Source organism: Cupriavidus pauculus, from assembly GCF_008693385.1.
Classification (GTDB): Bacteria; Pseudomonadota; Gammaproteobacteria; order Burkholderiales; family Burkholderiaceae; genus Cupriavidus; species Cupriavidus pauculus_D.
Genome location: NZ_CP044067.1, coordinates 1,472,994 through 1,486,303, shown reverse-complemented (window position 1 = coordinate 1,486,303; position 13,310 = coordinate 1,472,994). Strand labels below are relative to the sequence as shown.

General features: G+C 67.5%; 12 protein-coding genes. 11 read left to right on the top strand and 1 reads right to left on the bottom strand.

Annotated features, from left to right (window positions below):
- The first annotated feature begins 61 nt into the window (after positions 1–61).
- From FOB72_RS24940 to FOB72_RS24890, 11 genes are all read left to right on the top strand, one after another.
- Complete coding sequence (locus tag FOB72_RS24940; protein ID WP_150375331.1) at positions 62–820, top strand: SDR family NAD(P)-dependent oxidoreductase; 759 nt, start codon at positions 62–64, stop codon at positions 818–820.
- 1 nt (position 821) lies between these two features.
- A complete protein-coding gene (locus FOB72_RS24935) occupies positions 822–1,544 on the top strand; it encodes a sulfite exporter TauE/SafE family protein (protein WP_150375330.1) in 723 nt (240 codons plus the stop codon).
- A gap of 119 nt (positions 1,545–1,663) precedes the next feature.
- On the top strand, positions 1,664–3,271 hold the full coding sequence (locus FOB72_RS24930) for an ABC transporter substrate-binding protein (protein ID WP_150375329.1): 1,608 nt from the start codon (positions 1,664–1,666) through the stop codon (positions 3,269–3,271).
- 9 nt (positions 3,272–3,280) lie between these two features.
- Positions 3,281–4,255 carry an ABC transporter permease gene (locus tag FOB72_RS24925; RefSeq protein ID WP_150375328.1) on the top strand — a complete coding sequence of 325 codons (975 nt, stop codon included), beginning with the start codon at positions 3,281–3,283 and terminating at the stop codon, positions 4,253–4,255.
- A 44-nt stretch (positions 4,256–4,299) separates the two neighbouring features.
- A complete protein-coding gene (locus tag FOB72_RS24920; protein WP_342052434.1) occupies positions 4,300–5,181 on the top strand; it encodes an ABC transporter permease in 882 nt (293 codons plus the stop codon).
- 2 nt (positions 5,182–5,183) lie between these two features.
- Positions 5,184–6,221 carry an ABC transporter ATP-binding protein gene (locus FOB72_RS24915; RefSeq protein WP_150375326.1) on the top strand — a complete coding sequence of 346 codons (1,038 nt, stop codon included), beginning with the start codon at positions 5,184–5,186 and terminating at the stop codon, positions 6,219–6,221.
- A complete protein-coding gene (locus FOB72_RS24910) occupies positions 6,218–7,231 on the top strand; it encodes an ABC transporter ATP-binding protein (protein ID WP_150375325.1) in 1,014 nt (337 codons plus the stop codon). Before FOB72_RS24915 ends, FOB72_RS24910 begins: the two co-directional genes overlap by 4 nt.
- A 22-nt stretch (positions 7,232–7,253) precedes the next feature.
- Positions 7,254–8,924 (top strand): amidohydrolase, encoded by a 1,671-nt coding sequence (locus FOB72_RS24905; RefSeq protein ID WP_150375324.1) that lies wholly within the window; start codon positions 7,254–7,256, stop codon positions 8,922–8,924.
- Positions 8,921–9,988 carry a CobW family GTP-binding protein gene (locus tag FOB72_RS24900; protein ID WP_150375323.1) on the top strand — a complete coding sequence of 356 codons (1,068 nt, stop codon included), beginning with the start codon at positions 8,921–8,923 and terminating at the stop codon, positions 9,986–9,988. Before FOB72_RS24905 ends, FOB72_RS24900 begins: the two co-directional genes overlap by 4 nt.
- 35 nt (positions 9,989–10,023) lie before the next feature.
- Entirely contained in the window at positions 10,024–10,410 is a 387-nt protein-coding gene (locus FOB72_RS24895) for a nuclear transport factor 2 family protein (RefSeq protein ID WP_150375322.1), read from the top strand.
- Between the two features lie 15 nt (positions 10,411–10,425).
- Complete coding sequence (locus FOB72_RS24890) at positions 10,426–11,877, top strand: NAD(P)/FAD-dependent oxidoreductase (protein ID WP_150375321.1); 1,452 nt, start codon at positions 10,426–10,428, stop codon at positions 11,875–11,877.
- 7 nt (positions 11,878–11,884) lie between these two features.
- On the opposite strand, the gene FOB72_RS24885 is transcribed toward FOB72_RS24890, so the two are convergent.
- A complete protein-coding gene (locus FOB72_RS24885; protein WP_150375320.1) occupies positions 11,885–13,189 on the bottom strand; it encodes an aminotransferase class I/II-fold pyridoxal phosphate-dependent enzyme in 1,305 nt (434 codons plus the stop codon).
- Between the last annotated feature and the right edge of the window lie 121 nt (positions 13,190–13,310).

Here is a 13,310-nt window from a genome sequence, read left to right as displayed (position 1 = left end):
CCAACGTGTCCACGCATGTCAACTGCCTGGCGCCGCGCTCCCTATGCAGGGAGCACGCGCAATGATCGTCTTTGTCACCGGCGCTTCGGCCGGCTTTGGCGAGGCCATCGCCGAACGTCTTTGCCGTGAAGGCCATACCGTCGTGGCCACCGCGCGGCGTGCCGACAAGCTCGCCGCGCTTGCCGCGCGATGCGGCGGCAATCTGCATCCGCTCGAGCTCGACGTGCGATACCGCTCCGAAGTGCAGGCCGCGATGACATACGTGACCGACACCATCGGGCCGATCGATGCACTCGTCAACAACGCCGGCCTCGCGCTCGGTGTCGAACCCGCGTACACCGCCAGTCTCGAAGACTGGGAGACGATGATCGACACCAATATCAAGGGACTGCTGTTCTGCACGCACGCCGTGCTCCCGCAAATGGTGGCGCGCCGCGGCGGCCATATCGTCAACCTCGGGTCGATCGCGGGGACGTACCCGTATCCCGGCGGCAATGTCTATGGCGGGACCAAGGCCTTCGTGCATCAGTTCAGCCTGAACCTGCGCGCGGATCTCGTTCACCACAATGTGCGGGTCAGCTGCATCGAGCCCGGCCTGTGCGGCGGCACCGAATTCTCGGTCACACGCTTCCACGGCGATGCATCGCGCGCCGCCGGCGTCTACGACGGCACGCAGCCGCTGCGCGCGGAGGACATCGCCGAGACCGTGCACTGGCTGCTGACGCTGCCCCCGCACGTCAACGTGAATGCCATCGAGCTGATGCCCGCGTGCCAGGCGTTCTCCAACTTTGCGATCAGCCGCGAGCCCGTGCGCGATTGACATGGATACGCCCACCTTCGCCGCGCTCGCGGCGATCAGCGCCCTGGCGGGACTCGCAAAGGGCCTGACGGGGTTCGGCGCCGCGCTGATCATGGCGCCGTTGTTCGCGCTCGTCGTATCGCCCGCGCAGGCCGCGGTGTTCATCGTGCTGCTGCACGGACTCACCGCATGGCAGGGCATCCGCCGTCATGTCGAGCTCGTGGAGTGGTGGCGCGTGTCGGTGCTCGCGGCCATCGCGCTGCTGTGTCATCAGCTGTCGCTCGATCTCGTCACGCAGTTCGATCCCCATCTGCTGCGTCGTGGTGTGGGGGCGCTCGTGCTCGTGATGGGCGTGCTCGCATGGATCGGTGTGCAGATACGCCATCGCGGCGGCCATGTCCCCACGACGCTGGCTGGCGCGACCAGCGGACTGTTCACCGCCATCGGCGGGCTGGGCGGCCCACCGGTCGTGTACTACTTCAGCGGACGCGGGGGCTCCGCCCCCGCGGTGCGCGCGAACCTGCTCGCGTATTTCATGCTGCTGTTCTCCGGGGCATCGCTGGGGTTGCTGGTGCATGGCCAGCTGAACTGGAGCGCATTGCGCAGCAGTTTGCTCCTGGTGCCCTTCTTCTGTGCGGGGGCGATCGCGGGCGAGGCACTGTTTGCGCGCCTGCCGTCCGCGCGATTCGCGCGCGTGGTGCAGCTTGCACTGATCGCGATCGGCATCTTCACGCTGGCCAGTTGAACGGCGTCGCGCACCGCACGGGCTGGCACCATCGATCGTCCGGCGTTGGCGCTACGTCCGCAAACGGTGGCTCTCTTATCTTGTTTTCATCGCCATTCCGAGATCCCCAGGAGAATTTCATGACAGGCCTCGCCCCCATCGTTTCCCGCTTGCGTCGCGCGCTGCTGCCCGCGGCGTGCTTTGCCGCCGCCGGCCTCATCGCTGGCGCGGCGGTCGCGGCCGACGCACCGAAGCCTGGCGGTACGCTCGTCATCGGCAGCACGCAGACGCCGCGCCATCTGAATGGGGCCGTGCAGTCGGGCCTCGCCACCGCGCTACCCTCCACCCAACTGTTCGCGAGCCCGCTGCGCTTCGACGACCAGTGGCGTCCGCAGCCTTACCTCGCGCAATCCTGGAAGGTGTCGGAGGACGGCAAGTCCCTGACGCTGAACCTGCGCCGTGATGCGGTCTTCCACGACGGCAAGCCCATCACGTCGGAGGACGTCGCGTTCTCGATCATGACGATCAAGGCCAAGCATCCGTTCCAGAGCATGCTGGCACCGGTGGAGAAGGTCGAGACGCCGGACCGCTACACGGCCATCATCCGCATGAGCCAGCCGCACCCGGCGATCGTGCTCGCGATGTCGCCCGCGCTGTGCCCGATCATGCCGAAGCATGTCTACGGCGACGGTCGCGATGTCTCGACGCATCCGGCCAACGCGAACGGCGTGGTCGGCTCGGGGCCGTTCAAGCTGGTCGAGTTCGTACCCGGCCAGCGCATCGTGATGCAGAAGTTCGACAAGTTCTTTATCCAGGGCCGCCCCTATCTGGACAAGGTCGTCGTGACGATCAATCCCGACGCGCAGAGCCTTGCGCTGGGCATGGAGCGCGGCGATATCCAGATGATGGCGTTCGCCTCGGTGTCCACGGACCTCAAGCGCATGCAATCCAATCCGAATCTGGTGCTCACGCGCAAGGGCTATGAAGGCATCGGCGGGCTGAACTGGCTGGCGTTCAACCTCGAGAAGAAACCACTCGACGATGTACGCGTCCGTCGCGCCATTGCGAGCGCCATCGACAAGAACTTTATCGTCAAGGCGCTGCATAACGGCTTCTCGACGGTGTCGGACGGCCCGATCGTGCGCAGCAGTCCGTTCTACACCGACGATCTGCACCGCTATCCGTTCGACCTCAAGCGTGCCGAAGCATTGCTCGACGAGGCCGGCCTCAAGCGCGGGGCGAACGGCGAGCGCCTGACGCTGACGATCGATTATCTGCCGGGCTCCGACGAGCAGCAGAAGAACGTGGCCGAGTATGTGCGCGCGCAGCTCAAGAAGCTGGGCATCACGGTGCAGGTGCGCGCCTCGGCGGACTTCGCCTCATGGGCCAAGCGCGTGGCCGCGCACGACTTCGACATGACGATGGACAGCGTCTTCAACTGGGGCGATCCGGTCATCGGCGTGGCGCGCACGTACATGTCCAGCAACATCAAGCCGATCATCTGGACCAACACGCAGTCGTACCGCAACCCGAAGGTCGACGAGGTGCTCGACACCGCCGCCAGCACGCTGGACGCCACGCGCCGCAAGGCCTACTACGCGACATTCCAGAAGCTCGTCACGGATGACCTGCCCATCGTCTATATCAACGAGATTCCGTACTACACGGTGGCGAACAAGAAGCTCGGCAATGTGCCCGCCTCGATCTGGGGTCCGGCCTCGCCGCTGGACGAGGTTTACTTCAAGTAGGGCGGGATCATGAACGCGTTGCTCAAGTTTGGCCGCAAGGGCTGCCATGCCGTGCTGCTCGTGCTCGCGGTGGTGGTGCTCAACTTCCTGCTCATCCGCATGGCGCCCGGTGACCCCGTCGAAACCATCGCCGGGACGATGGGCGGCATGAGCGATCAGCTGCGCGCGCAGCTGATCGCCGAGTACGGACTCGATCAGCCGTTGTGGAGGCAGCTCGCGGTCTACGTGGGCCGCATCGCGCACGGCGACCTCGGCATGTCGTACTTCTTCAACCTGCCGGTGACGGACCTGATTCTCGACCGCCTGCCGGCGACGCTGCTGCTCGTGGTGGCGTCGGTGGTCGTGGCCTTCGTCCTGGGCACGACACTCGGCGTGCTGGCCGCGCGCAAGCCCCACGGCCTGCTGTCGCAGGCGATCACGGTGCTGTCGATGATGGGGCATGCCGCGCCCGTGTTCTGGAGCGGCATGATGCTCGTGATCGTGTTCGCGTCGGTCTGGCCGATCCTGCCCGTCTCCGACATGCGCTCGATGGCCGCCGACAGCACGGGACTGGCGGGCGTGCTCGACGTGGCGTGGCATATGGTGTTGCCGACGGTCACGCTGAGCCTCGTCTATCTCGCGCAATACAGCCGTCTGTCGCGCGCGAGCGTGCTCGACGTGCTCGGTGCCGACTATATCCGCACCGCGCGCGCCAAGGGCGTTTCCGAGACCGCCGTGCTCTACGTGCATGCGCTGCGCAACGCGCTGCTCCCGGTGGTGACCGTGCTGGGCCTGCAGTTCGGCAACGTCATCGCGGGCGCCATCCTCGTGGAGACCGTCTTCAACTGGCCGGGCCTCGGGCGGCTTGCCTTCGATTCCATCCTGCGCCGCGACTATCCGACGGTGCTCGGCATCCTGCTCGGTTCGGCGGTGATGGTCGTACTGATGAACCAGGTCACCGATTTCGTGTACCGGCTGATCGATCCCAGGATCCGTACCGCATGAACCCCTCTCCGAATCTCTCGCCTAACCCCGTGGCCGCGCCGGCCATGTCCGCGGCGCCGGCGACAACCGGCGCGCCGCCCAAGGCGGCTTCGCCGCTCGGCGACGCCGCGCGCATGTTCGTACGCAGCCATGCCGCAGTGGCTGGCACGGTGCTATTGCTGATCATCGTGCTCGTCGCGATCTTCGGTCCGATGGTCGTCGATGCGGACCCCTTCGAGATGGTTGCCGCACCGCAGAGCCCCGTCGGCACGCCGGAGGCATGGCTCGGCACGGACCAGCTCGGGCGCGACGTGCTCGTAGGCCTGATCTTCGGGGGCCGCGCGAGCCTTGCGGTTGGCGCGGTTGCCGCGCTGCTGTCCGTGATGATCGGGCTCGGTGCCGGTGCGATGGCCGGCTACTACGGCGGCGTGGTCGATGAAGCGCTGACGCGCGTGATGGAGTTCTTCCAGGTGCTGCCCGCGTTGCTGTTCGCGATGGTGCTGGTCACGTTGTTCTCGCCGAGCCTGACGACGATCTCGGTGGCCATCGGCCTCACGACGTGGACGGCCACCGCGCGGCTGACGCGCGCCGAGTTCATGCGCTTTCGCGATCTGGACTTCGTGCGCGCGGAGCGTTCGATCGGCGCGGGCAACGCCCGCATCATCTGGCGCGTGATCCTCCCCAACGCGCTGCCGCCGCTCGTGGTGGCGGCCACGATGGCGATTGGCGCCGCGATCCTGTTCGAGGCGGGGCTGTCGTTCCTGGGGCTCAGCGATCCCAACCGCATGAGCTGGGGCCTGATGATCGGCTCCGCGCGCCCCTACCTGCTGAGTTGCTGGTGGGCCGTGGCCTTTCCGGGCCTGGCGATCTTCCTGACCGTTCTCGCCATCAGCCTGATCGGCGACGGCCTCAACGACGCCTTGAACCCCAAGCTGAGGGAACGCTGATCATGCGCGATACCACCGCACAACAGAAGGCAAAGGTGCTCGACGTGGAGGATCTGCGGCTCGAGTTCCGCACTTCGCGCGGCGCCGCCACCGTGCTCAACGGCGTGAGCTTCCATGTGAACGCGGGCGAGACGCTCTGCATCGTGGGCGAATCGGGCTGCGGCAAGAGCATGACGTCGCTGGCCGTGCTGGGCCTGATTCCGTCGCCGCCCGGACGCATTACGGGCGGCGCGATCCGTCTGGATGGCGAGGATTTGCTGCGCGCCACGCCCGCGCGAATGCGCGAGATCCGTGGCAACCGTATCGCCATGATTTTCCAGGAGCCCATGACCTCGCTGAATCCGGTCATGACCGTGGGCCGCCAGCTCGTGGAGACGCTGCGGCTGCATCTGGACCTGACGCGCGAAGCGGCGCGAGGCCGCGCGATCGACCTGCTGCGCGCGGTGGGGATTCCCGCGCCCGAGACGCGCATCGACGATTTCCCGCATCAGATGTCGGGCGGCATGAAGCAGCGCGTGATGATCGCCATGGCGCTCGCCTGCGAACCGAAGGTGCTGATCGCCGACGAGCCGACCACGGCGCTCGACGTGACCGTGCAGGCGCAGATCTTCGACCTGTTGCGCGAGCGGCAGGCGCGTGAAGGTACCGCGATCGTATTGATTACGCACGACATGGGCGCGGTGTCCGAGATGGCCGACCGCGTCGCCGTGATGTATGCAGGCCGCGTGGTGGAAGAGGGCACGACGAACGATGTGCTGCGGCAGCCCGCGCACCCTTACACGCGCGGCCTCATTGCCTGCCTTCCGGAGCTGGAAGGCGAGGCGCGGCGCACGCGCCCGCCGCTGCCGGAGATTCCCGGCATGGTGCCCTCGATCTGGGAACTGGGTGGCGGCTGCGCGTTCCGTTCGCGTTGCGCGCTCGCCAGCGCGCGCTGCGCGGCGGAAGTGCCGGCGCTCGCCACCGTCAGCGGCACGCAGCGCGCCGCATGCTGGGCGCTGACGGAACAGCCGGCGCGTGTCGCCGAGGAGGTCACGGTATGAAACTGCTCGAAGTCGATGATCTGAAGGTCCATTTCCGTGGCCGCGGGGGCAGCATGTTCAAGCCCGCACCCGTGATACGCGCCGTGGATGGCGTCTCGTTCTCCGTCGAGCGCGGCAAGACGCTCGCGCTCGTAGGCGAGTCGGGTTCCGGCAAGTCCACCACCGCGCTCGCGGTGGCCCGCCTCGCGCAGGCCACGGCAGGCACGGTCCGTCTTGGCGGGCGCGACCTGACGCTGATGTCCGGCGACACGCTGCGCCATGCGCGCCGCCGCGTCCAGATGGTGTTCCAGGATCCGTACTCCGCGCTCAATCCGCGCCAGCGCGCCGGCGATGCCGTGCGTGCGCCGCTCGATCTCATGGACGTGGGGGAGGCCTCGCAGCGCGATGCGCGCGTTGCCGAGCTGTTCGAGGCGGTCGGCCTGCGCCCCGAGCAGCGGCATCTGTTCCCGCATCAGTTCTCCGGCGGGCAGCGCCAGCGCATCAATATTGCCCGCGCGCTTGCGAGCGAGCCGGACCTCGTGATCTGCGACGAGCCCGTTTCCGCGCTCGATATCGCGGTGCGCGCGCAGACGCTGAACCTGCTGCGGCGCCTGCAACAGCAGCGCGGTATCTCGTATCTGTTCATCTCCCACGACATGTCCGTGGTCGAGTATCTGTGCGACGAGGTGGCGGTGCTGTACCTCGGGCAGATCGTGGAGCGCGCGCCGCGCGAAGCATTCTTCGCGCAGCCGCTGCATCCGTACAGCGTGGCGCTGAGCTCCGCGGTGCCGACCGTGCGCGGGGGCCGTGCCCGCGCGGCACAGCGTATCCGGCTCGAAGGCGATCCGCCGAGCCCGCTCAACCCGCCGCCGGGGTGCCGGTTTGCCACGCGTTGCCCGGTGGCCGAGGCACGTTGCCACACCGAGCCGCCCGCGCTGCGCGAAATCGCCGGCGGCCGCGCGGTGCGCTGCCATCTGGTGACCACGCGCGACGGTGCGTCCGTCGCACCGCTGCCGATGCCTGTCATCTGAACCCGTTTATTGTCCACGCCTCATGTCCACGCCCACCACGCCTTCGACCACGGTCTTCGTTGCCCGCAAGATCCTCACCATGAACGCCAACCAGCCCACGGCCACACACGTCGCCGTGCGCGACGGCCGCATCCTCGCGGTCGGCGATGCCGCCGCCATGGCGGCATGGGGACCCTGCGACCTGGACACGCGCTTTGCGGACAAGGTGCTGATGCCCGGCCTCGTCGAAGGCCATTCGCATGCGATGGAAGGCGGCCTCTGGCAGTTCCCGTATGTCGGCTTCCATGACCGGCGCAGCCCCGATGGCAAGCTCTGGAAAGGGCTCGACAGCTTCGACGCCGTGGTGGCGCGGCTGGTGGAGGCCGATGCCGAGATGACGCGGCAGGGCGTGTCCATCGAGACGCCGCTGCTGGCGTGGGGCTTCGACCCGATCTTTTTCGGCGAGTCTCGCATCACGGTCAACGAGCTCGATCGCGTGTCGATGACGCGCCCGATCGTGATCACGCATGCGAGCATGCACCTGATGAACGTCAATACGGCGACGCTGCAGGCGGCCGAGATCGATCGCCATACGGACATCGAAGGTATCGCGCGCTTCGCCGATGGCGAGCCCAACGGCGAACTTCAGGAGTTCGCGGCGATGTTCCCCGTCAACCGGCTGATCGGCAATCTGTTCCGCAAGGTCGGCATGTCGGAACTCGGCCTGCGGATGTTCGCGCAGTCGGCGTTGCTGGCGGGCGTGACCACCGCGACGGATCTCGTCAACGAACTCGCCGACGAGAGCATCGAGACGATGCAGCGCGTGTGTGGCGACGAAGCGTATCCGCTGCGCCTCGTGCCGGCATTCCGCCCCAGCGAATCGGTGTTCGGGGAGTCGGGCGTGGCGCGCGTTCGCACGGCCATCGCCGCGAATCATGACAAGCTTCACGCAGGCATGGTCAAGCTCGTGATCGACGGGTCGATTCAGGGCTTTACCGCGCGCGTACGCTGGCCGGGCTATTTCAACGGCGCGCCGAATGGCATCTGGGTACTGTCGCCGCAGACGGTCCACGATGCCGTGATGGCCTTCCACGAGGCCGGGTTCCAGCTGCATATCCACACGAACGGTGACGAAGCCACCGACGTGGCCCTCGACGCCGTGGAGGCCGCGCTGACCGCGCATCCGCGTCCCGACCATCGCCACACGCTGCAGCACTGCCAGATGGCCGACGAAGCGCAGTTCCAGCGCATGGCGCGGCTCGGTATGTGCGTCAACCTGTTCGCGAACCATATCTTCTACTGGGGCGACGCGCACCTGAACCTCACGATGGGGCCGGACCGCGCGCATCGCATGGATGCATGCGGCACCGCCGCGCGTGTCGGCGTGCCGTTCGCGATCCATTCGGACGCGCCGATCACGCCGCTGGGCCCGCTATTCACGGCGTGGTGCGCGGTCAATCGCCGTACGTCCTCCGGAGTCGTGCTCGGCGAGTCCGAACGCATCACGGTGCCGCAGGCGCTGCATGCGATCACGATGGGCGCGGCCTTCACGCTGAAGCTCGATCACGAGATCGGCTCGATCGCCGTGCGCAAGCGCGCGGACTTCTGCGTGCTCGAGGCCGATCCGCTCGACGTGCCGGCCAGCGAACTCAAGGATATCGAGGTCTGGGGTACCGTCGTGGGCGGCCGTGTGTTTGCGGCGCCGCGCGCATGACCACCGCCGTGCGCCTCGCGCGCGGCCGCGCGCGCATTCCGCTGACGGTCATCGGCGGGTTCCTCGGCGCGGGCAAGACCACGCTGCTCAACCGCATGCTCGCGCAGATGGACGGCGTGCGCATGGCACTGCTCGTCAACGACTTCGGCGCCGTCAATATCGACGCCGCGCTCGTGCAGAGCCGTTCCGCCGACACGATCAGCCTGACCAATGGCTGCGTCTGCTGCCAGATCGGCGACGCGCTCGTCGATACGCTGGCCGCGCTGATCGAGGCGCCGCAGCCGCCCGAGTGGATCGTGATCGAGGCCAGCGGCGTGTCCGATCCCTGGCGGCTCGCGCAGGCCGGGCTGGTGGACCCCGCGCTTACGCTCGACGGCGTGGTCGTGATGGCGGATGCGCACGCGATCCGGTCGCATGCCGAGGACCCGCGCATGACCGATGTCGTCACGGGGCAACTCGCCGCGGCCGACGTCGTCGTGCTCAACAAGATGGACGGCCGCCAGCCCGATCCGGAGCTCGATGCCTGGATTGCCGGGCACGCCGGCAAGGCGCCGATCTTCCACGCGACGAACGCCGAGGTACCGCTGACGCTCCTGACGGGCATCGCGTCGGCGTCGATGGGCAACCCCTGCGCGCGGCATGGCGCTGGCTGCGCGTGCGACGCACCGGATCACGGCGGGCTGTTCGAGAGTATGCAGCTCGACGTGGCCGATGCGGTCTTCGATGCCGACGCCGTGCGTGCGTTGCTGCGGAACATGCCCGGCGGCGTGCTACGCCTCAAGGGCCTCGTACAGACCAATGATCTTGGCCGCTGCGAGGTCCAGTTCGCGGGCAAGCACGGCAGCGTGCGCCGGCGCGCCGGACCGCCGCCGGCCGATACGCGCGATACGCGCGATACACGCGTTGCACAGGACGCCCTTATCGCCATCGGCCTGCGTGGCACCTTGCCGCGGCACGCGCTTGCGGCGGCGTGGCAAGCGTGCCGCGTCGATGTCATCGGCGCTGGCCCGAACGATCGTCATGCACTGGCCCTACCTGAGATGGCGGCCGCGGGCGTACCTTGACGAACATCATCCACCGAGTTTACTGATTCCGCACCATGTCCCAATCCGTCACTGTCGAAGTCCTGCAAGCCTTCTCCGATGCGTGGAACCGCCACGATATCGACGCGCTCATGACGTTCATGACCGACGACTGCGTTTTCGAAACCGTTGCCGGCGACGAAGCGTTCGGCACGCGCCACGTGGGCCACGATGCCGTGCGCGCGGCGTTCGCCGCGGCATGGCTGAATTTTCCCGATGCGCAGTGGAACAACGGCCGCCATCTCGTGGCCGGCGACCGCGGCGTGTCCGAGTGGACGTTCTTCGGTACCGATCGCGAAGGGCGTGTCCTGGAAGCCGATGGCGTGGACATGTTCACGTTCCGCGACGGCAAGATCCACGTCAAGTGCGTCTATCGCAAGCAACGCCCGTTGCGTGCCGCCTGACCGCCGGAGCGCACCATGACGATCATCCAGCTTGACGGGCACACGCTCGACGATATCGAGTCAGGCCGCGGGGCACCCCGCACACCGGCTCCCGCGCGCAAGCCGAGCCAGCCGTACGATCCGCGCTACGACCCGCTCGTGTCGCCGGGCGTGGGGCAGGATCGCGCGTACGCGCCCACGTACTGGGTCGCTTCGGCGGGCGAGGCCCCGCCCGACGACGGTCCCGTGTCGCACGACTTCGATGCGGACGTGGTCGTCATCGGCTCGGGCTTCACGGGTCTGGCGACGGCGCTGTTCCTCGCGCGCGAGCACGGCATCAAGGCGACCGTGCTGGAGGCGAATCAGGCCGCCTGGGGCTGTACGAGTCGCAATGGCGGGCAGGGACAGAACGCGAGCGGCCGGCTGTATCGCTCGCAGTGGATCCAGCGCTGGGGCATCGATACCGCGAAGCGGCTCGATGCGGAGATCCGCAACGGATTCGAGACGTTCCGCGGCCTCGTCGCGCAGGTCGATTGCGACGCGCAGGACGGCGGCCATCTCTATACCGCGCATCGTCCAAAGAAGCTGGCTTTCCTCGAGAACGAGGGGCGCGTGATGCGCGAGGTGTTCGGGTACGACACGCGCATGCTGTCGCAGGCGGAACTGCGCGAGCGCTACTGCGACGACCGCGATGCGTGCGGCGCGCTGCTCGAACCCGATGGCGTCGGCGTGCATCCGCTCAAGCTCGCCTACGGCTATCTGCGGATGGCGCGCGCGCTCGGTGCGCGCGTGCATCCGGCGAGCCCGGTCGTCGGCTGGGAGTCGCGCAACGGCAGCCACTATCTGCGCACGCCAGGCGGCACGGTCCGCGCGCGCGCCGTGGCGATCGCCACCGGTGCTTACACCGCGCCCGGCCTGACGCCGCTGCTGCGCGGCCGTTGCTTCCCGGTGCTGTCGAACTCGATCGTCACGCGGCCGCTGACCGACGCCGAGATCGAAGCGACGGGATTCCGGTCGACGACCTTCATCACCGATACGCGCACGCTGCGCTTCTACTACCGCCTGCTGCCCGACCGGCGCCTGCAGATCGGCAGCCGCAGCGCGATTACCGGCGCCGACGCGCCGGCGGAGAAGCACTACCAGCTGCTGGTGGATGCCATCGCGCGCAAGTTTCCGCCACTGCGCGGCATCCAGATCGACTACTCGTGGTGGGGCTGGGTGGACGTCAGCCACGACATGATGCCCCGCATCGTGCAGCCGGATCCGTCGCAATCGGTGTTCTACGCGTTGGGCTATGGCGGCAACGGTGTCTCGTTTTCCGCCCACGCGGGGCGCCGTATGGCCGACCGCATCGCCGGCCGCGCGGACAGCGCGTTCACGCTGCCGATCTACGATTCCCCGCTGCCCCTGCACTGGGCCACGCCATTCCGGCGGCTCGGTCAGGCCATGCTGTACCGGTGGTACTACCTGCGCGACGAGATCCTTTGAGACGTCGTCATGCCAGTTGCGGCGGCCGCACGGTCATTGCCTGGGCGAGCGCCGCGACGAATGCATCGGCGGCATCCTTGTCCAGCGCGGCCGTCGTCACGCGGAAGCCGGGCGCGGCCTCGAGCGTGAAGTCGGCGCCGGTGCGAATGCGCCAGCCGCTGCTGATGAGGCTTTGCGCGACAAGCGCTTCGTTCTCGCAAGGCACCCAGATATTGAAGCCCGCGGTGCCGACCGTTTCGATGCCGATGCCGCGCAGCGCCTTCTGCATATACGCATACCGCTCGCGATACACGGGGCCCGCCTCGCGCACGAGCGATAGCACCGCCGGTTGCTGCAGGAGGCCGCCCACGAGCCGCTGCAGCAGCGAACTGACCCATCCCATCGCATAAGCCTGCGCGCGCGCGATGCGCGCGACCGTCAGCGCATCGCCGGCCGCGACGGCCACACGCATGTCGGGCCCCAGAAACTTGGAGACCGAACGCGTCACGAGCCAATGCTCGGCGTTCGCCGAGACGAAGTTACGGTAGGGCGCGAGTTCGAGCAGGCTCGAGTGGTCGTCGTCGAGGAACAGGGTCTGCCTGGCCTTCGCGACGATGGGCGCCAATTGCTTCGCGCGCTCGGCGGAGGTACAGATGCCGGTCGGATTCTGCGCGCGCGTGCTCAGGACCACGGCCTTGCAGCCGGCCTGGATCGCGGCCTGCAACGCTTCGGGCCGCACGCCCTGCGCATCCATGGCCATCGGCACCGGCTTGAGGCCGATGGACCGCACCAGCCCGATGGTCGTGGCATAGGCGGGATCTTCGAGCGCCACCGCATCGCCGGGTGACAGGCAGTTCCGAAGTACCGTGTCCAGCACGGCCATCGTCCCGCTACCGACGAACAGCGAGTCCGCGGGCACGCCATCGCCGCCGAACGATTCGCGCGCCCATTCCATCAACGGCACCGCCTCGTCCGCCTCGCCATAGAGCAGCGGATCGGTCGAGACCTTCTGCAACTGCGCGCGCACCATCAGCGCGCTGGGCAGCAATGTGCGATCCGGGTTGCCGCCATTGGCCGCGATCACCCCGTCGTACGACGGCGTCCACCCCGTTGCCGCGTGCGGCGCCACCGGGCCGCCGACCACCGAGCCGTTGCGCCCGGAACTGAAGATCAGCCCCGCGTTCTGGAGCATGCGGTATGCCGCGGCCACGGTGTTCTTGTTGACCTGCCACAGCTCGGCAGCCTCGCGCACGGTCGGCAAGGCATCGCCCGCGCGCAGCTCGCCGCGAACGATCCGGTCTTCCAGGCTGCTGAAAATCTCTGCCGCTTTCATCGTGAGTGGTTTGTCCCGTCAGGGACATCCAAAAAAATCATACGAAAAATTATAGCGTCTGGGACAAAACTGCACTGTCGTTGTGCACTTTCGCCGCGCCAGGACGGGACATAGGGAAATC

Bases quoted from the DNA above. Each gene is read 5' to 3' on its own strand.
- FOB72_RS24910 (WP_150375325.1), top strand. From the start codon at position 6,218: ATGAAACTGCTCGAAGTCGATGATCTGAAGGTCCATTTCCGTGGCCGC.
- FOB72_RS24920 (WP_342052434.1), top strand. From the start codon at position 4,300: ATGTCCGCGGCGCCGGCGACAACCGGCGCGCCGCCCAAGGCGGCTTCG.
- FOB72_RS24890 (WP_150375321.1), top strand. From the start codon at position 10,426: ATGACGATCATCCAGCTTGACGGGCACACGCTCGACGATATCGAGTCA.
- FOB72_RS24940 (WP_150375331.1), top strand. From the start codon at position 62: ATGATCGTCTTTGTCACCGGCGCTTCGGCCGGCTTTGGCGAGGCCATC.
- FOB72_RS24930 (WP_150375329.1), top strand. From the start codon at position 1,664: ATGACAGGCCTCGCCCCCATCGTTTCCCGCTTGCGTCGCGCGCTGCTG.
- FOB72_RS24915 (WP_150375326.1), top strand. From the start codon at position 5,184: ATGCGCGATACCACCGCACAACAGAAGGCAAAGGTGCTCGACGTGGAG.
- FOB72_RS24885 (WP_150375320.1), bottom strand. From the start codon at position 13,189: ATGAAAGCGGCAGAGATTTTCAGCAGCCTGGAAGACCGGATCGTTCGC.
- FOB72_RS24900 (WP_150375323.1), top strand. From the start codon at position 8,921: ATGACCACCGCCGTGCGCCTCGCGCGCGGCCGCGCGCGCATTCCGCTG.
- FOB72_RS24895 (WP_150375322.1), top strand. From the start codon at position 10,024: ATGTCCCAATCCGTCACTGTCGAAGTCCTGCAAGCCTTCTCCGATGCG.
- FOB72_RS24935 (WP_150375330.1), top strand. From the start codon at position 822: ATGGATACGCCCACCTTCGCCGCGCTCGCGGCGATCAGCGCCCTGGCG.
- FOB72_RS24925 (WP_150375328.1), top strand. From the start codon at position 3,281: ATGAACGCGTTGCTCAAGTTTGGCCGCAAGGGCTGCCATGCCGTGCTG.
- FOB72_RS24905 (WP_150375324.1), top strand. From the start codon at position 7,254: ATGTCCACGCCCACCACGCCTTCGACCACGGTCTTCGTTGCCCGCAAG.